The sequence below is a fragment of the Pseudomonas sp. ATCC PTA-122608 genome (assembly GCF_001952855.1).
In the GTDB taxonomy this organism is placed as follows: Bacteria; Pseudomonadota; Gammaproteobacteria; order Pseudomonadales; family Pseudomonadaceae; genus Aquipseudomonas.
Genome location: NZ_LPNO01000046.1, coordinates 185,806 through 203,090 on the forward strand (window position 1 = coordinate 185,806; position 17,285 = coordinate 203,090).

Consider the following 17,285-nt stretch of genomic DNA (forward strand, 5'->3'; position numbering starts at 1 on the left):
CACCGCAATACAAATGTGGGAGCGGGCTTGCTCGCGAAGGCGGAGTGTCAGTCAACAGAGATATCGACTGATCCACCGCCTTCGCGAGCAAGCCCGCTCCCACATTAGATTGCGCTATGTTCCAGATAGTTATTGCGCGTCAAACGCCTGCCCATTGATGCCCGTACTGTCCGGCCCCATCAGGTACAGGTACACCGGCATGATTTCTTCCGGTGTCGGGTTATCGGTCGGGTTCTCCCCTGGATACGCTTGCGCCCGCATGCTGGTGCGGGTTGCGCCTGGGTTGATGCTGTTGGCACGCACTGGTGCAACGTTATCCAACTCGTCCGCCAGGGTTTGCATCAGGCCTTCGGTGGCAAACTTCGACACCCCGTACGCCCCCCAATAAGCCCGGCCCTTGCGGCCCACGCTGCTGGAAGTGAACACCACCGACGCATCCTGGGACAGCTTGAGCAGCGGCAACAGCGTGCTGGTCAGCATGAACATCGCGTTGACGTTCACGTGCATCACCCGCATGAAGTTCTCACCGGACAACTGTTCGATGGGCGTGCGCGGGCCGATGATCGAGGCGTTGTGCAGCACGCCGTCGAGGTGGCCGAATTCCTTTTCGATCATCGCTGCCAGCTCATCGTATTGATGGGGCAGGGCGGTCTCCAGGTTGAACGGGATCACCACTGGCTGTGGCTGGCCGGCGGCTTCGATTTCGTCATACACCTGGGCCAGGTTGGCTTCGGTCTTGCCCAGCAACAGCACGGTGGCGCCGTGGGCGGCATAGGTTTTTGCCGCTGCGGCACCGATTCCGCGACCGGCGCCGGTGACCAGGATGACCCGGCCCTTGAGCAGTTCTGGACGTGCGGAGTAATCAAACATAAATAACCTCGACAAAGTTCACAGAAAATCCATGTGATTGATTGCGGCTAAGGCTGGCTAAGGCTTCTGTGGCGAGGGAGCTTGCTCCCGTTCGACTGCGCAGCAGTCGCGAAAAGCGGGGCTGCTTCGCAACCCAACGGGAGCAAGCTCCCTCGCCACAACGTTGCATCAACCTCAGGCAGTCCCAATCAGCAGCTGCACAGTGCGCTATCCAGCACTTTGCGCAATTCCAGCGGGTGATCCACCACCACGTCGGCACCCCAGTTACGCGGGTTGTCGTCCGGGTGGATATAGCCGTAGGTGACCGCCGCAGTGCGGGTGCCGGCGTCGCGGCCCGATTCGATGTCCCGCAGGTCATCACCCACGAACAGCACGCTCGCCGGGTCCAGGTCGAGCATCTTGCACGCCAGGATCAACGGCTCCGGGTCCGGCTTGCTGTTCTTCACGTGGTCCGGGCAGATCAACAGCGCCGAGCGTTCGGCCAGGCCCAGTTGCTGCATGATCGGTTCGGCAAAGCGCAGTGGCTTGTTGGTGACCACGCCCCAGATCAGCTTGGATTTCTCGATATCCACCAGCAGCTCTTCCATGCCCTCGAACAGCTTGCTGTGAATCGCGCAGCCCTTGAGGTAACGCTCCAGGAATTCCTGGCGCAGCTCTTCAAAACCCGGGGATTCGGGGTCCATGGAAAAGGTCACGGCCACCATCGCCCGGGCGCCGCCGGAGATTTCATCGCGGATGTGCTGGTCGTTCATCGGTGCCAGGCCGCGGTCAGCCCGCATGGCCTGGCAGATGGCGATAAAGTCCGGCGCGGTGTCCAGCAGGGTACCGTCCATGTCGAAAAGAACCGCTCGCAACTTCACAGGCTTACTCCTCGCGCAGGGTCTGGATCATGTAGTTGACGTCAACGTCGCTGGCCAGTTTGTAGTGCTTGGTCAGCGGGTTGTAGGTCAGGCCGATGATGTCCTTGACGGTCAGCCCGGCCTGGCGGCTCCAGGCGCCCAGCTCGGAAGGGCGGATGAATTTCTTGAAGTCATGGGTGCCGCGAGGCAGCAGCTTCATGATGTATTCGGCGCCGATGATCGCGAACAGATAGGCCTTCGGATTGCGGTTGATGGTGGAGAAGAACACCTGGCCACCGGGCTTGACCATGCGGAAGCAGGCGCGGATCACCGAGGATGGGTCCGGCACGTGCTCGAGCATTTCCAGGCAGGTGACGACATCGAACTGCCCGGGCATCTCTTCGGCCAGCTCTTCGGCGGTGATTTGGCGGTATTCGACGCTCACGCCGGATTCCAGCTGATGCAACTGGGCCACGGCCAATGGCGCTTCACCCATGTCGATACCCATCACGGTGGCGCCGCGCTGGGCCATGGATTCGCTGAGAATCCCGCCGCCGCAACCCACATCCAGCACTTTCTTGCCGGCCAGGTTGACGCGTTCGTCAATCCAGTTGACCCGCAGCGGGTTGATGTCGTGCAGGGGTTTGAACTCGCTTTCGCGGTCCCACCAGCGATGGGCGAGGGCTTCGAATTTGGCGATTTCAGCGTGGTCGACGTTGCTCATGGGGAATCCTCTAAATCTGATAAAACGTTTTTGCCCGCCCTGGCATGCGCTGCCAGGGCCGGCGTTATTCGCTGTGTCCGCTGATGCGCTGGCCCCAGGCGATGGCCGTGGCGCACACCTGTTGTTCATCCAGGCGGGTCAGTTGCCGGTCGTCGAGCAATTGCTTGCCGCCGACCCAAAGGTGTTTCACACAATCGCGTCCGGTGGCATATATAAGCTGTGAGACCGGATCGTAGATCGGTTGTTGCGCCAGGCCCGACAAGTCGAAGGCCACGATATCCGCGGCCTTGCCGACTTCCAGCGAGCCGATTTCACTTTCCAGGCCCATGGCCCGGGCGCCGTTGAGGGTGGCCATGCGCAAGGCGCGGTGGGCATCCAGGGCGGTGGCCGAGCCGGCGACGGCCTTGGCCAGCAACGCGGCGGTGCGGGTTTCGCCCAGCAGGTCGAGGTCATTGTTACTGGCGGCGCCGTCGGTGCCTACTGCCACATTGACGCCGGCTTGCCACAGGCGTTCCACCGGGCAGAAGCCGCTGGCCAGTTTCAGGTTGGATTCCGGGCAGTGGATCACGCTGGTGTTACTTTCTACCAGTAAAGCCAGGTCGTCATCGCTGATTTGGGTCATGTGAACAGCCTGGAAGCGCGGCCCCAGCAAGCCGAGGCGGCCAAGCCGTGCCAGCGGGCGTTCACCGCGCTGTTCAACGGACTGCTGCACTTCGAAGGCGGTTTCATGCACGTGCATGTGGATCGAGGCGTCCAGCTCCTCGGCGATCACTCGGATTTTTTCCAGGTTTTCATCGCAGACGGTGTACGGCGCGTGGGGGCCGAAGGTGATTTTGATCCGTGGGTGATGCTTGAGGTCGCCGAACAGCTCGACGCCCTGGCGAATCGCCTCGTCGGCGTCAGCGGCACCGGGAATCGGGAAATCCAGGATCGGGATGGCGATTTGCGCACGGATCCCTGCGTTGTGCACGCGTTCGCTGGCGACTTTCGGGAAGAAGTACATGTCCGAGAAACACGTGATACCACCCTTTATCTGCTCGGCGATCGCCAGGTCAGTGCCGTCGCGCACGAAGGCTTCGTCGACCCACTTGGCTTCGGCGGGCCAGATGTGGTTTTCCAGCCAGGTCATCAGCGGCAGGTCGTCGGCCAGGCCGCGAAACAGCGTCATGGCCGCGTGGCCGTGGGCGTTGATCAGGCCGGGGCTGAGCAGCATGCCCGGCAGTTCGCGCACTTCGGTCGCTGCGAGCTTCAAGGCCGCGGCGCGTGGGCCGATAAACGCAATGCGCCCGTCACGAATGCCCAGGCCGTGCTCCTTGAGCACTACGCCGGCAGGCTCGACAGGTACCAGCCAGGTGGGCAGCAGCAATAAGTCGAGCGGGGCGGCAGTTGGCGTCATCGAGGGTGGTTTCCCTGGCATCTATAAAGAACGGCGAAGTATACCCGAGCGTCCTGGCTGGCGGATCGCTATAATCGGCGGCTTTTGTTCATGAGTGCGGGGTGAGGGATGCGCGATCGACTGTTGGCTGCGGAGAAAGTGAAGGCCATCGACTGGCGTGATGGCGCACTGTACCTGCTCGATCAGCGTGCTTTGCCGTCTGCAGAAACCTGGGTCGTCTGCAGCAGTGCTGCCGAGGTGGCTGAGGCCATTCGCTCGATGGTGGTGCGCGGTGCGCCGGCCATTGGCATCAGTGCGGCGTATGGCCTGGTGCTGGCCGCCCGTGCTCACATCGCCGAGGGCGATGACTGGCAGGCTGCCTGGGAGGAGGACTACGCATTGCTGGCGGATACCCGTCCGACGGCGTCGAATCTTTTCTGGGCCATGAAGCGCATGCGTGATTGCCTCGATCGCCTCAAGAAACACGCCGACCCGCTGGCGGTGCTGGAAGCCGAGGCGGTAGCGATTCACCAAAGCGATCGCGAAGCCAACCTGACCATGGCGCAACTGGGTGTGGAACTGATCCGCAAGCACCAGGGCAACGTCCAGGCGATTCTGACCCATGGCAATGCGGGCGCGCTGGCTACGGGTGGCGTGGGTACGGCCCTCGGCGTGATTCGCGGGGCGTTCCTGGAGGGCATGGTGGAGAGGGTCTACGCCAACGAAACCCGGCCCTGGCTGCAAGGCTCGCGGTTGACGGCCTGGGAGTTGGCCAATGAGGGCATTCCCGTCACCGTGAATGCGGATTCGGCGGGCGCGCATATCCTCAAGACCAAAGGCGTGACCTGGGTGATCGTCGGTGCCGACTGCATTGCCGCCAATGGTGACGTGGTCAGCAAGATCGGCACCTATCAGCTGGCGGTGTGCGCCATGCACCATGGCGTGCGCTTCATGGTGGTGGCAGCCAGCTCCAGCATCGACCTGATGGCGGCCAGTGGTGATGACGTGCCGCTTGAAGAGCGCGACGCCCGGGAGCTGCTGGAAGTCAGCGGCACCCGCGTAGCCGCCGATGTAGACGCCTTCAATCCGGTGTTTGATGTAACGCCAGCGGACCTGATTGATGTGATCGTCACTGAAAAAGGCATCGTCGAACGCCCGGACACGGCGAAGATGGCGCAATTGATGTGTCGTAAACGCCTGCATTAAGGCAATTCGCCCCCAAAAAACATCCAGGATCCAGTTCTAAGCCCCTCTCGTCGCCGTCAAGCCTGTCATCCGTCAACTTACTATGCTCCATGCGCATCAGGGGGATAGGTGCGTGGCGGCGATTGTGATAACATCCGGCGGTTTCCAGGGTCACCCCAAGGGGTAACCTTTAATGCGCAGATCCGTGTCATAACTCGTTGATTTGTCGTAAGTCGTTGCCAGGCATCATGCCAGCAGCGGCGAGCTTCGTTCGTCCCATAGGATGTGACGAGGTTTCACCCGAAAAAGGAATCAGGCTTCTCATGGGCGAACTGGCCAAAGAAATCCTCCCGGTCAATATCGAAGACGAGCTGAAACAGTCCTACCTCGACTACGCGATGAGCGTAATTGTCGGTCGGGCACTGCCTGATGCGCGCGATGGCTTGAAGCCCGTGCACAGGCGTGTGCTGTTCGCGATGAGCGAGCTGGGTAACGACTGGAACAAGCCGTACAAGAAATCTGCCCGTGTTGTCGGTGACGTGATCGGTAAGTATCACCCTCACGGCGACACTGCGGTGTACGACACCATCGTTCGGATGGCCCAGCCGTTTTCCCTGCGCTACCTGCTGGTAGACGGCCAGGGCAACTTCGGTTCGGTCGACGGCGACAACGCTGCGGCCATGCGATACACCGAAGTGCGCATGACCAAGCTGGCGCACGAGCTGCTGGCTGACCTGCACAAAGAAACCGTGGACTGGGTGCCGAACTACGACGGCACCGAAATGATCCCGGCGGTCATGCCGACCCGTATTCCCAACCTGCTGGTCAACGGCTCCAGCGGTATTGCCGTGGGCATGGCCACCAACATCCCGCCACACAACCTCGGTGAAGTCATCGACGGTTGCCTGGCCCTCATCGACAACCCTGAGTTGACCATCGATGAGCTGATGCAATACATCCCGGGTCCAGACTTCCCGACTGCCGCGATCATCAACGGTCGCGCCGGCATCATCGAAGCCTACCGCACCGGTCGTGGCCGCATTTACATGCGCGCCCGCTCGATGATCGAAGACATCGACAAGGTCGGTGGCCGTCAGCAGATCGTCATCACCGAACTCCCTTACCAGCTGAACAAGGCGCGTCTGATCGAGAAGATCGCCGAGCTGGTTAAAGAGAAGAAGCTGGAAGGCATCACCGAACTGCGCGACGAGTCAGACAAAGACGGTATGCGCGTGGTGATCGAGCTGCGTCGTGGCGAAGTGCCTGAGGTGATCCTCAACAACCTCTACGCACAGACCCAGCTGCAAAGCGTATTCGGTATCAACGTGGTAGCGCTGATCGACGGCCGTCCGCGCATCCTGAACCTCAAGGATCTGCTGGAAGCCTTCGTGCGTCACCGCCGCGAAGTGGTGACCCGCCGTACCGTGTTCGAACTGCGCAAGGCCCGTGAACGCGGCCACATCCTGGAAGGCCAGGCGGTTGCGTTGTCGAACATCGACCCGGTCATCGCCCTGATCAAGGCCTCGCCGACCCCGTCGGAAGCTAAAGAAGCCCTGATCAAGATGCCGTGGGAATCCAGCGCCGTAGTGGCGATGGTTGAGCGGGCCGGTGCCGATTCGTGCCGTCCGGAGACTCTGGACCCACAATACGGCCTGCGCGACGGCAAGTATTTCCTGTCCCCGGAACAGGCCCAGGCCATTCTGGAACTGCGTCTGCACCGTCTGACCGGCCTGGAACACGAGAAACTGCTGGCCGAGTACCAGGAGATTCTCAACCAGATCGGCGAGCTGATCCGCATCCTCAACAGCGCCGTGCGCCTGATGGAAGTGATCCGCGAAGAACTGGAAGTGATCCGCGCCGAATACGGCGACGTGCGCCGCACCGAGATTCTCGATGCCCGTCTCGACCTGACCCTGGGTGACATGATCCCGGAAGAAGATCGCGTCGTGACCATCTCCCACGGTGGCTATGCCAAGACCCAGCCTTTGGCTGCGTACCAGGCACAGCGTCGTGGCGGTAAAGGCAAATCGGCTACCGGCGTCAAGGATGAGGACTACATCGCTCACCTGCTGGTTGCCAACAGCCACACCACGCTGCTGCTGTTCTCCAGCAAGGGCAAGGTGTACTGGCTGAAAACCTACGAGATCCCGGAAGCGTCCCGCGCCGCCCGTGGTCGTCCGTTGGTCAACCTGCTGCCGCTGGACAGTGATGAATACATCACCACCATGCTGCCGGTAGACGAGTACACCGAAGGTCACTTCATCTTCATGGCCACCGCCAAGGGCACCGTGAAGAAGACCCCGCTGGAATCCTTCAGCCGTCAACGCAGCGTGGGCCTGATCGCCCTCGAACTGGACGAAGGCGACGTATTGATCAGCGCGGCCATCACCGACGGCGAGCGTGAAGTCATGCTGTTCTCCGACGGCGGCAAGGTTACGCGTTTCAAGGAGTCCGACGTTCGTGCCATGGGCCGTACCGCCCGCGGTGTGCGCGGCATGCGTCTGCCGGAAGGGCAGAAGCTGATTTCGATGCTGATCCCGGAAGAAGGCAGCGAGATCCTCACTGCTTCCGAGCGTGGTTATGGCAAGCGCACCGCCATCAGCGAGTTCCCGGAGTACAAGCGTGGCGGCCAGGGCGTTATCGCCATGGTCAGCAACGACCGCAATGGCCGCCTGGTCGGCGCGGTCCAGGTGCTCGACGGCGAGGAGATCATGTTGATTTCCGACCAGGGCACCCTCGTACGTACTCGGGTTGATGAAGTGTCGAGCCTGGGGCGTAACACCCAGGGCGTGACCCTGATCAAGCTGGCCAAGGACGAAAAACTGGTCGGCCTTGAGCGTGTCCAGGAGCCATCGGAAGTCGAAGGCGAGGAGCTGGAAGGTGAGGAGCTTGAAGGCGAGGTGATCGCAGCAGGCGATGATAACGTCGACGAGCCAACACTCGACGCTGCCGCAGACGAAGAAGAACCGCAGGAATAAGCGGACACACAGGGGGCGGATGAAGATTCGCCCCCTTGTTGTTTGTCCCCTTTGAAATACAACGCCGCCCCCTGTAGGAGCGAGCTTGCTCGCGAAAATCGCCAACGATAACGCGGGCTGCCTGATACGCCCTTGCGCTCTCGGGTTTTTCGCGAGCAAGCTCGCTCCTACAGTGTTTGATTTCAGTCCCACCAGATCAGAGAGATTGGATGTGAGCAAGAGAGCCTATAACTTCTGTGCCGGTCCCGCGGCGCTTCCTGAAGCAGTCCTGCAGCGCGCGCAGGGTGAACTCCTCGATTGGCATGGAAAAGGCCTCTCCGTGATGGAAATGAGCCATCGCAGCGATGAGTTCGTGTCCATTGCCACCAAGGCCGAGCAGGATATGCGCGACTTGCTGGACATCCCGTCTGACTACAAAGTGTTGTTCCTGCAAGGCGGCGCGAGCCAGCAGTTCGCCCAGATCCCGCTGAACCTGCTGCCGGAAGATGGCACTGCCGACTATATCGACACCGGTATCTGGGGGCAGAAGGCCATTGAAGAGGCTTCCCGTTACGGTCACGTCAATGTGGCGGGCACTGCCAAGCCTTACGACTACTTCGCCATCCCCGGTCAGAACGAGTGGAAGCTGTCGAAAGACGCGGCCTATGTTCACTACGTAGCGAACGAAACCATCGGCGGCCTGGAGTTCGACTGGGTGCCAGAAGTGGGTGATGTTCCGCTGGTGTGCGACATGTCGTCGGACATCCTCTCGCGGCCTATCGATGTGTCCAAGTACGGCATGATCTACGCCGGTGCGCAGAAGAACATCGGTCCGAGCGGCATCCTGGTCAACATCATCCGTGAAGACCTGCTGGGGCGTGCGCGTTCGCTGTGCCCGACCATGCTCAACTACAAGGTCGCGGCCGATAACGGCTCGATGTACAACACGCCTCCGGCCTTCGCCTGGTACCTGTCGGGCCTGGTGTTCGAGTGGCTGAAAGAGCAGGGCGGCGTGGCTGCCATGGGCAAGCTCAACGAAGAGAAGAAACGTACCTTGTACGACTTCATCGACGCCAGCGGCCTGTACAGCAACCCGATCAACCTGACTGACCGTTCGTGGATGAACGTGCCGTTCCGTCTGGCTGACGACCGCCTGGACAAGCCATTCCTGGCCGGCGCCGACGAGCGCGGCCTGTTGAACCTCAAGGGCCACCGTTCGGTAGGTGGCATGCGCGCCTCCATCTATAACGCTGTGGATATCCACGCCGTCAAGGCGCTGGTGGCTTACATGGCAGAGTTCGAAAAGGAACACGGCTAATGTCTGAGCAAGAACTCAAGGCCCTGCGCGTACGCATTGACAGCCTGGACGAGAAAGTCCTGGAGCTGATCAGTGAGCGCGCGCGGTGTGCCCAGGAAGTTGCACGGGTGAAGATGGCTTCCCTGGCTGAAGGCGAAGTGCCGGTGTTCTACCGGCCGGAGCGTGAGGCCCAGGTGCTCAAGCGCGTGATGGAACGCAACAAGGGCCCGTTGGGCAACGAAGAGATGGCGCGGTTGTTCCGTGAAATCATGTCTTCGTGCCTGGCGCTGGAGCAGCCGCTGAAAGTGGCTTACCTCGGTCCTGAAGGCACCTTCACCCAAGCCGCGGCCATGAAACATTTTGGCCACGCGGTGATCAGCAAGCCGATGGCGGCGATCGACGAAGTGTTCCGTGAAGTGGCAGCCGGGGCGGTGAATTTTGGCGTGGTGCCGGTGGAAAACTCCACCGAAGGCGCCGTCAACCACACCCTCGACAGCTTCCTTGAGCACGACATGGTGATCTGCGGCGAAGTTGAGCTGCGTATCCACCACCACTTGTTGGTGGGCGAAAACACCAAGACCGACAGCATCAGCCGCATCTATTCCCACGCCCAGTCCCTGGCCCAGTGCCGCAAGTGGCTGGACGCGCACTACCCGAACGTGGAGCGCGTGGCAGTGTCCAGCAACGCCGAAGCGGCGAAGCGGGTCAAGGGTGAGTGGAATTCGGCGGCGATTGCCGGCGACATGGCCGCTGGCCTGTACGGCCTGACGCGTCTGGCCGAGAAAATCGAGGACCGCCCGGATAACTCCACGCGCTTCCTGATGATCGGCAGCCAGGAAGTGCCGCCGACCGGCGACGACAAGACGTCGATCATCGTTTCCATGAGCAACAAGCCTGGCGCGCTGCATGAGCTGCTGGTGCCGTTCCACGACAACGGGATTGACCTGACGCGAATCGAGACGCGTCCTTCGCGCAGCGGTAAATGGACTTATGTGTTCTTTATCGACTTCGTCGGCCATCACCGCGACCCACTGGTCAAGGGTGTGCTCGAGAAAATCAGTCAGGAAGCCGTGGCACTCAAGGTGCTGGGCTCTTACCCGAAAGCGGTTTTGTGAGGCTTTAACATGAGTGGCAACTTCCTCGCCCTGGCACAGCCGGGCGTGCAACAACTGTCGCCTTACGTTCCGGGCAAGCCTGTGGACGAGCTGGCGCGTGAGTTGAACCTGGATCCGTCGAAGATCGTAAAACTGGCCAGTAACGAAAACCCGATGGGCCCAAGCCCCAAGGTATTGGCTGCGATTCGTGACGCGCTGGCTGAGCTGACGCGTTATCCGGATGGGAATGGTTTTGAGCTCAAGTCCTTGTTGGCGGAAAAATGCCGCGTTGAGCTGAATCAGGTGACCTTGGGTAACGGCTCCAACGACATTCTTGAGCTGGTCGGGCGTGCCTATCTGGCGCCGGGCCTGAACGCTGTGTTCAGTGAGCATGCGTTTGCGGTCTATCCGATCGTGACCCAGGCCGTGGGCGCTGAAGCTCGCGTGATTCCTGCGAAGGATTGGGGGCATGACCTGCCGGCCATGCTGGCGGCCATCGACGAGCAGACCCGCGTCGTGTTTATCGCCAACCCGAATAACCCGACCGGTACCTGGTTCAGCGCCGAGGTGCTGGACAACTTCCTGCAAGACGTCCCTGAGCACGTGCTGGTGGTGCTGGACGAGGCTTACATCGAGTACGCCGAAGGCAGCGACCTGCCGGACGGCCTGGACTTCCTCGCGGCTTATCCGAACCTGCTGGTCTCGCGTACGTTCTCCAAGGCTTACGGCCTGGCGTCGCTGCGGGTTGGCTATGGCCTGTCCACGCCGGTGGTGGCCGATGTGCTGAACCGCGTTCGCCAGCCATTCAACGTCAACAGCCTCGCGCTGGCGGCGGCTTGCGCTGCGGTGCAGGACGCTGAATACCTTGAAGAAGGCCGTCGCCTCAACGAAAGCGGCATGCTGCAGTTGCAGGAAGGCTTCCGTGAGTTGGGCCTGGGCTGGATTCCGTCCAAGGGCAACTTCATTTGTGTCGACCTGGGTCAAGTGGCCGCTCCTGTGTTCCAGGGCCTGTTGCGTGAAGGTGTGATCGTGCGTCCGGTGGCCAATTACGGCATGCCGAACCACTTGCGCATCACCATCGGACTGCCTGCTGAAAACAGCCGCTTCCTCGAGGCGCTGGCCAAGGTTCTGGCCCGTGGTTGATGTCACTGCATTGCAACCTGCTATGCCTATGATCGGTCGCCTGGTGGTGGTCGGTCTGGGATTGATCGGCGGCTCCTTCGCCAAGGGCCTGCGGGAAAGCGGCCTGTGTGGCGAAGTGGTCGGTGTGGACCTGGACCCGCAGTCGCGCAAGCTGGCGGTGGAGTTGGGCGTGGTGGACCGCTGTGAGGCGGACCTCGCCGTTGCCTGCCAGGGTGCGGATGTCATTCAGTTGGCGGTACCGATCCTGGCCATGGAGAAGTTGCTGGCGCTGTTGGCCGGCATGGATCTTGGGCAGGCAATCCTGACCGATGTCGGCAGTGCCAAGGGCAACGTGGTGCGTGCGGCGCGGCTGGCTTTTGGTGGCATGCCCGCACGCTTTGTGCCTGGGCACCCGATTGCGGGGTCCGAGCAGAGCGGCGTTGAGGCGTCCAATGCGCAGTTGTTCCGTCGCCATAAAGTGATTTTGACGCCGCTGGATGAAACTGATCCTGCGGCATTGGCCGTGGTGGATCGACTCTGGCGCGAGCTGGGAGCGGATGTCGAGCATATGCAGGTCGAGCGCCACGATGAAGTGTTGGCAGCGACCAGTCACCTGCCGCATTTGCTGGCGTTTGGCCTGGTGGATTCGCTGGCCAAGCGCAACGAGAACCTCGAGATTTTTCGTTACGCCGCCGGTGGTTTCCGCGACTTTACCCGGATCGCCGGTAGCGACCCGGTGATGTGGCACGACATATTCCTCGCCAACCGCGACGCAGTGTTGCGCACCCTGGATACGTTCCGCAGCGACCTCGACGCCTTGCGCGACGCGGTGGATGCAGGCGACGGGCATCAGTTGTTGGGCGTGTTCACCCGTGCGCGGGTGGCACGGGAGCATTTCAGCAAGATTCTGGCGCGCCGGGCTTATATGGATGCTGCCGCAAACGCTGATGACCTGGTGTTTCTCGCCAGTCCCGGTGGCCGCTTGAGCGGGCAGATTCGGGTGCCTGGGGATAAGTCGATCTCCCATCGTTCGATCATGCTCGGCTCCCTGGCGGACGGCGTTACCGAGGTAGAGGGTTTCCTGGAGGGGGAAGATGCCCTGGCGACCTTGCAGGCGTTTCGCGACATGGGTGTAGTGATTGAAGGCCCCCACCATGGGCGCGTCACCATTCATGGGGTTGGCCTGCATGGCTTGAAGCCGGCGCCAGGTCCGATCTATCTCGGTAACTCCGGCACTTCCATGCGGCTGTTGTCTGGCTTGCTGGCGGCCCAGAGCTTTGACAGCGTGTTGACGGGTGATGCCTCGCTGTCCAAGCGCCCGATGAATCGCGTGGCCAAGCCATTGCGCGAAATGGGCGCGGTGATCGAGACCGGGCCGGAAGGGCGCCCGCCGCTGACGATTCGCGGTGGCCAGGCACTTAAAGGGTTGACCTACGCATTGCCGATGGCCAGTGCTCAGGTTAAATCCTGCCTGTTGCTGGCCGGGTTGTACGCCGAGGGTAAAACCTCGATTACCGAGCCGGCGCCGACCCGTGACCATACCGAGCGGATGCTGCGTGGTTTTGGTTATCCGGTGGAGGTGGCGGGTGCTACGGCTTCGGTCGAGTCCGGTCGTGCTCTGACCGCAACGCATATCGAAGTGCCGGGGGATATTTCCTCCTCGGCGTTCTTCCTGGTGGCAGCGTCGATTGCCGAAGGCTCCGAGCTGTTGCTTGAGCATGTGGGCATCAATCCGACCCGTACCGGGGTGATCGATATCCTGCGGCTGATGGGCGCGGATATCACCCTGGAAAACCAGCGGGAAGTGGGTGGCGAGCCTGTTGCTGATTTGCGTGTTCGCGCGGCGCTGTTGAAGGGGATCGAGATTCCTGAGGCGTTGGTTCCGCTGGCTATCGATGAGTTTCCGGTGCTGTTCGTGGCTGCGGCATGCGCCGAAGGCCGAACGGTATTGCGCGGGGCAGAGGAGTTGCGGGTCAAGGAGTCCGATCGGATCCAGGTCATGGCCGACGGTCTGCTCGCCCTGGGCGTGAAGTGTGAACCGACACCTGATGGGATTATCATCGACGGTGGCGTGATAGGCGGCGGCGAAGTGCATGCCCATGGCGACCACCGGATTGCCATGGCTTTCAGCGTGGCCTCCCTGCGAGCGGCTGCGCCGATTCGTATCCATGACTGTGCCAACGTGGCTACGTCTTTTCCGAATTTTCTTACACTGTGTGCCCAAGTCGGCATTCGTGTTGCCCAAGAGGCTCAATTGTGAATATCAAAGCACCGGTGATTACCATCGACGGGCCAAGTGGCTCGGGCAAAGGCACGATCGCCGGCATCCTGGCCAAGCGCCTGGGCTGGTGCCTGCTGGACTCCGGGGCGCTGTACCGCTTGCTGGCCTTCGCAGCACGCAACCATGGCGTCGACCTGACCAACGAAGAATCGCTGAAGCTGCTGGCTGCGCATCTTGACGTGCAGTTCGTCGGGGCGACGGAAGGTCATCCCCAGCGCATCATCCTGGAAGGGGACGATGTGACCGACGACCTGCGCAACGAGCAAGTCGGTTCCTGGGCTTCCCAGGTCGCCGCATTGCCGGCGGTGCGCGACGCTTTGCTGCAGCGCCAGCGGGCTTTCCAGGAACCGCCGGGTCTGGTGGCTGACGGCCGCGACATGGGCACGGTGGTGTTTCCCGAGGCGCCGCTGAAGATTTTCCTGACTGCCAGTGCCGAGGAGCGGGCCCGCCGCCGTTACTTGCAGTTGAAGGGCAAAGTCGATGGTGTTAGTCTGTCGAGTCTGCTAGATGAGATCCGTGCACGCGATGAGCGTGATACCCAGCGTGCGGTAGCCCCGCTCAAGCCGGCGGCTGACGCCATACAGCTGGATTCCACGGAGTTGTCCATCGAGCAGGTGCTGGAACGCATCTTGAGTGAAATCGCCATTCGCGATATCGCCGGGTGACCAAGAAGGCCGCAGGGGACCAGTCATAGTCCTGTGGTGCTTCTTTTAATTGAAACTGACCCACACCGTCTGGGGTGTGGAGATGGGCGTATTCTTCGCCCTTATCAACAGGAATTAAAATGAGCGAAAGCTTTGCGGAACTCTTTGAAGAAAGCCTAAAAACCCTGAACCTTCAGGCAGGCTCCATCATCACCGGTGTTATCGTTGATATCGATTACCAAGCTCGCTGGGTAACCGTTCACGCTGGTCTGAAGTCTGAAGCTCTGATCCCGCTGGAACAGTTCTACAACGATGCTGGTGACCTGACTATCAATGTCGGTGACGAAGTTCACGTTGCTCTGGACTCGGTTGAAGACGGTTTCGGTGAAACCAAGCTGTCCCGTGAAAAAGCCAAGCGCGCTGAATGCTGGATTGTTCTCGAAGCAGCCTTCGCAGCTGAAGAAGTGGTCAAGGGCGTTATCAACGGTAAGGTTAAAGGCGGCTTCACTGTCGACGTTAACGGCATCCGTGCGTTCCTGCCAGGTTCTTTGGTCGACGTTCGTCCTGTGCGCGACACCACGCACCTGGAAGGCAAAGAACTCGAATTCAAGGTCATCAAGCTCGACCAGAAGCGCAACAACGTTGTCGTTTCCCGTCGCAGCGTCCTGGAAGCAGAGAACTCCGCCGAGCGTGAAGCTCTGCTGGAATCCCTGCAGGAAGGCCAACAAGTCAAAGGTATCGTCAAGAACCTCACCGATTACGGCGCATTCGTCGATCTGGGTGGCGTCGATGGCCTGCTGCACATTACCGACATGGCTTGGAAGCGTATCAAGCATCCATCGGAAATCGTCAACGTTGGCGACGAGATCGATGTCAAGGTTCTGAAGTACGATCGTGAACGCAACCGTGTCTCCCTGGGCTTGAAGCAGCTGGGCGAAGATCCATGGGTCGCTATCAAGGCTCGTTACCCAGAAAGCACTCGCGTTACCGCGCGTGTTACCAACCTGACCGACTACGGCTGCTTCGCAGAGCTGGAAGAAGGCGTGGAAGGCCTGGTACACGTTTCCGAAATGGACTGGACCAACAAAAACATCCACCCTTCGAAAGTCGTACAAGTCGGCGACGAAGTGGAAGTTATGGTTCTGGACATCGACGAAGAGCGTCGTCGTATCTCCCTCGGCATCAAGCAGTGCAAATCTAACCCATGGGAAGATTTCTCTGGCCAGTTCAACAAGGGCGATAAAATCTCCGGCACCATCAAGTCGATCACCGATTTCGGTATCTTCATTGGTCTGGACGGCGGCATCGACGGCCTGGTTCACCTGTCCGACATCTCCTGGAACGAAGTTGGCGAAGAAGCTGTTCGTCGTTTCAAGAAGGGCGACGAGCTGGACACCGTTATCCTGTCGGTTGACCCAGAGCGCGAGCGCATCTCCCTGGGTATCAAGCAACTGGAAAGCGATCCGTTCTCCGAGTACGTTCAAGAGAACGACAAAGGCGCAATCGTTAAAGGCATCGTGAAGGAAGTTGACGCTAAAGGCGCCATCATCACTCTGGCCGACGATATCGAAGCGACTCTGAAAGCCTCCGAAATCAGCCGTGACCGCGTTGAAGACGCGCGCAACGTTCTGAAAGAAGGCGAAGAAGTAGAAGCCAAGATCATCAGCGTTGACCGCAAGAGCCGCGTAATCCAGCTCTCCATCAAGTCGAAAGACGATGCTGAAGAGAAAGAAGCCATCCAGAGCCTGCGCGACAAGCCAGCTACCTCTGAGCCTTCTGCTGGTCCTACCACTCTGGGCGACCTGCTGCGTGCACAAATGGAAAAGCAGAACTAAGTTCTGTCAGACCATAGAAAAAGGGCGACTTCGGTCGCCCTTTTTTGTGCCTGGGATTTGGTGTTGTGTGCAGCGTCGCCTTGGCGTTATGCGGCTGGAGCGCTGTCGTCACGCTGGCAGCGCATTCGCGCTTGTAGGCTCTATCAGGCAGTGATCGCGCTAGAGTGGCTCCAGTGAGGCTGAGCGAGAGCTGGCTGCTGTGGGGTGCAATGCCTGCTCTCTTCGAGTTACACCCCAAGTCTTTGAATATAAGTCAATACATGGGCTGTTCAAATTCCTCCGGTCATGCTAAAACCTTCGAAGCGCTTTTCCTAGCTGCTTGAAAAAGAAGGGAAAAATATGACGAAGTCGGAGTTGATCGAACGAATTGTCACCCATCAAGGGCTGCTCTCATCCAAAGATGTGGAGCTGGCCATCAAGACCATGCTTGAACAGATGTCACAGTGCCTGGCTACCGGCGATCGGATTGAGATTCGTGGGTTTGGTAGTTTTTCGCTGCATTATCGGGCGCCTCGTGTAGGGCGTAACCCGAAGACTGGTCAGTCTGTCAGTCTCGACGGCAAATTTGTGCCTCACTTCAAGCCGGGCAAGGAATTGCGGGATCGGGTGAACGAAGACGAGGAAGAAGGCGTCTGAGTGTTTTTGGGGTAGGAGAAGGTTATGCGTGGGGTTAAGCGCGTTGTGTTGGTGCTGATTACTTTGGTCGTCATGGTTGGGGTGCTAGCGTTTGTGTTGGAGAATCAACAGAGCGCCGCTTTGTCATTCCTGGGGTGGACCACTCCCCAGGCACCGATTTCCATCTTCATTACATTGGCTTTGCTAGTAGGAATGATCATTGGTCCATTGGTGGGTTTGGCGTTTAGGTTGAACCGCTCCCCTCGGTCGAAGAGATTGGCGCCCTGATCGATAGCTCGGTGCGCACGGAGTGCCGCGCAAGCTTGTGTAGCATTTTTTAAGAAGATTGGCTTTTTCGGAACAGTCCTACAGATTGTCAAGACTTGTAATATGGCAATTAGATGGCAAAATGCTTGCTGTTCTCGAGAATAGGCAATTTTTGTGGCT

General features: G+C 59.9%; 14 protein-coding genes. 10 read left to right on the forward strand and 4 right to left on the reverse strand.

Annotated elements, in window-relative coordinates:
* Nucleotides 1-129 precede the first annotated feature (129 nt).
* From AU074_RS26745 to AU074_RS26760, 4 genes are all read right to left on the reverse strand, one after another.
* Nucleotides 130-870 carry a YciK family oxidoreductase gene (locus tag AU074_RS26745; RefSeq protein ID WP_076017288.1) on the reverse strand — a complete coding sequence of 247 codons (741 nt, stop codon included), beginning with the start codon at nt 868-870 and terminating at the stop codon, nt 130-132.
* Between the two features lie 188 nt (nt 871-1,058).
* Nucleotides 1,059-1,730 carry an N-acetylmuramic acid 6-phosphate phosphatase MupP gene (gene mupP, locus AU074_RS26750; RefSeq protein WP_063032175.1) on the reverse strand — a complete coding sequence of 224 codons (672 nt, stop codon included), beginning with the start codon at nt 1,728-1,730 and terminating at the stop codon, nt 1,059-1,061.
* Nucleotides 1,731-1,734: 4 nt separating this feature from the next.
* A complete protein-coding gene (gene ubiG, locus AU074_RS26755) occupies nt 1,735-2,433 on the reverse strand; it encodes a bifunctional 2-polyprenyl-6-hydroxyphenol methylase/3-demethylubiquinol 3-O-methyltransferase UbiG (protein ID WP_017477312.1) in 699 nt (232 codons plus the stop codon).
* A 64-nt stretch (nt 2,434-2,497) separates the two neighbouring features.
* Nucleotides 2,498-3,829, reverse strand: coding sequence for a TRZ/ATZ family hydrolase (locus AU074_RS26760; RefSeq protein WP_076017289.1), 1,332 nt, complete (start codon nt 3,827-3,829; stop codon nt 2,498-2,500).
* Between the two features lie 108 nt (nt 3,830-3,937).
* Here AU074_RS26760 and mtnA point away from each other — a divergent pair, with 108 nt between their 5' ends.
* The 10 genes from mtnA to AU074_RS26810 all read left to right on the forward strand — a co-directional run bounded on the left by mtnA (nt 3,938) and on the right by AU074_RS26810 (nt 17,126).
* The gene (gene mtnA / locus AU074_RS26765; protein ID WP_076017290.1) at nt 3,938-5,014 is read left to right on the forward strand and encodes an S-methyl-5-thioribose-1-phosphate isomerase; all 1,077 of its coding nucleotides are present in this window, start codon (nt 3,938-3,940) and stop codon (nt 5,012-5,014) included.
* Nucleotides 5,015-5,316: 302 nt separating this feature from the next.
* The gene (gene gyrA, locus AU074_RS26770) at nt 5,317-7,971 is read left to right on the forward strand and encodes a DNA gyrase subunit A (protein WP_076017291.1); all 2,655 of its coding nucleotides are present in this window, start codon (nt 5,317-5,319) and stop codon (nt 7,969-7,971) included.
* Nucleotides 7,972-8,182: 211 nt separating this feature from the next.
* Complete coding sequence (gene serC, locus AU074_RS26775) at nt 8,183-9,268, forward strand: 3-phosphoserine/phosphohydroxythreonine transaminase (protein ID WP_076017292.1); 1,086 nt, start codon at nt 8,183-8,185, stop codon at nt 9,266-9,268.
* A complete protein-coding gene (pheA, locus tag AU074_RS26780; protein ID WP_003218812.1) occupies nt 9,268-10,362 on the forward strand; it encodes a prephenate dehydratase in 1,095 nt (364 codons plus the stop codon). Before serC ends, pheA begins: the two co-directional genes overlap by 1 nt.
* Before the next feature lie 9 nt (nt 10,363-10,371).
* The gene (gene hisC, locus AU074_RS26785) at nt 10,372-11,484 is read left to right on the forward strand and encodes a histidinol-phosphate transaminase (protein WP_076017293.1); all 1,113 of its coding nucleotides are present in this window, start codon (nt 10,372-10,374) and stop codon (nt 11,482-11,484) included.
* A 28-nt stretch (nt 11,485-11,512) separates the two neighbouring features.
* Nucleotides 11,513-13,723, forward strand: a complete 2,211-nt coding sequence (locus tag AU074_RS26790) for a bifunctional prephenate dehydrogenase/3-phosphoshikimate 1-carboxyvinyltransferase (RefSeq protein WP_256576980.1) — start codon at nt 11,513-11,515, stop codon at nt 13,721-13,723.
* Nucleotides 13,720-14,409 (forward strand): (d)CMP kinase, encoded by a 690-nt coding sequence (gene cmk, locus AU074_RS26795; RefSeq protein WP_003172653.1) that lies wholly within the window; start codon nt 13,720-13,722, stop codon nt 14,407-14,409. The genes AU074_RS26790 and cmk overlap by 4 nt, the downstream gene beginning before the upstream one ends.
* 119 nt (nt 14,410-14,528) lie before the next feature.
* Nucleotides 14,529-16,223, forward strand: a complete 1,695-nt coding sequence (gene rpsA / locus AU074_RS26800; RefSeq protein WP_003218806.1) for a 30S ribosomal protein S1 — start codon at nt 14,529-14,531, stop codon at nt 16,221-16,223.
* Nucleotides 16,224-16,562: 339 nt separating this feature from the next.
* On the forward strand, nt 16,563-16,859 hold the full coding sequence (gene ihfB, locus AU074_RS26805; protein ID WP_003218804.1) for an integration host factor subunit beta: 297 nt from the start codon (nt 16,563-16,565) through the stop codon (nt 16,857-16,859).
* 24 nt (nt 16,860-16,883) lie between these two features.
* Nucleotides 16,884-17,126, forward strand: a complete 243-nt coding sequence (locus tag AU074_RS26810) for a lipopolysaccharide assembly protein LapA domain-containing protein (protein ID WP_076017295.1) — start codon at nt 16,884-16,886, stop codon at nt 17,124-17,126.
* Nucleotides 17,127-17,285: the final 159 nt, after the last annotated feature.

What these genes read in the sequence shown, in the direction of transcription:
- AU074_RS26790 (WP_256576980.1), top strand. Translation starts at nt 11,513, where the DNA reads ATGATCGGTCGCCTGGTGGTGGTCGGTCTGGGATTGATCGGCGGCTCC.
- AU074_RS26810 (WP_076017295.1), top strand. Translation starts at nt 16,884, where the DNA reads ATGCGTGGGGTTAAGCGCGTTGTGTTGGTGCTGATTACTTTGGTCGTC.
- pheA (WP_003218812.1), top strand. Translation starts at nt 9,268, where the DNA reads ATGTCTGAGCAAGAACTCAAGGCCCTGCGCGTACGCATTGACAGCCTG.
- gyrA (WP_076017291.1), top strand. Translation starts at nt 5,317, where the DNA reads ATGGGCGAACTGGCCAAAGAAATCCTCCCGGTCAATATCGAAGACGAG.
- rpsA (WP_003218806.1), top strand. Translation starts at nt 14,529, where the DNA reads ATGAGCGAAAGCTTTGCGGAACTCTTTGAAGAAAGCCTAAAAACCCTG.
- AU074_RS26745 (WP_076017288.1), bottom strand. Translation starts at nt 870, where the DNA reads ATGTTTGATTACTCCGCACGTCCAGAACTGCTCAAGGGCCGGGTCATC.
- hisC (WP_076017293.1), top strand. Translation starts at nt 10,372, where the DNA reads ATGAGTGGCAACTTCCTCGCCCTGGCACAGCCGGGCGTGCAACAACTG.
- mtnA (WP_076017290.1), top strand. Translation starts at nt 3,938, where the DNA reads ATGCGCGATCGACTGTTGGCTGCGGAGAAAGTGAAGGCCATCGACTGG.
- ubiG (WP_017477312.1), bottom strand. Translation starts at nt 2,433, where the DNA reads ATGAGCAACGTCGACCACGCTGAAATCGCCAAATTCGAAGCCCTCGCC.
- AU074_RS26760 (WP_076017289.1), bottom strand. Translation starts at nt 3,829, where the DNA reads ATGACGCCAACTGCCGCCCCGCTCGACTTATTGCTGCTGCCCACCTGG.
- ihfB (WP_003218804.1), top strand. Translation starts at nt 16,563, where the DNA reads ATGACGAAGTCGGAGTTGATCGAACGAATTGTCACCCATCAAGGGCTG.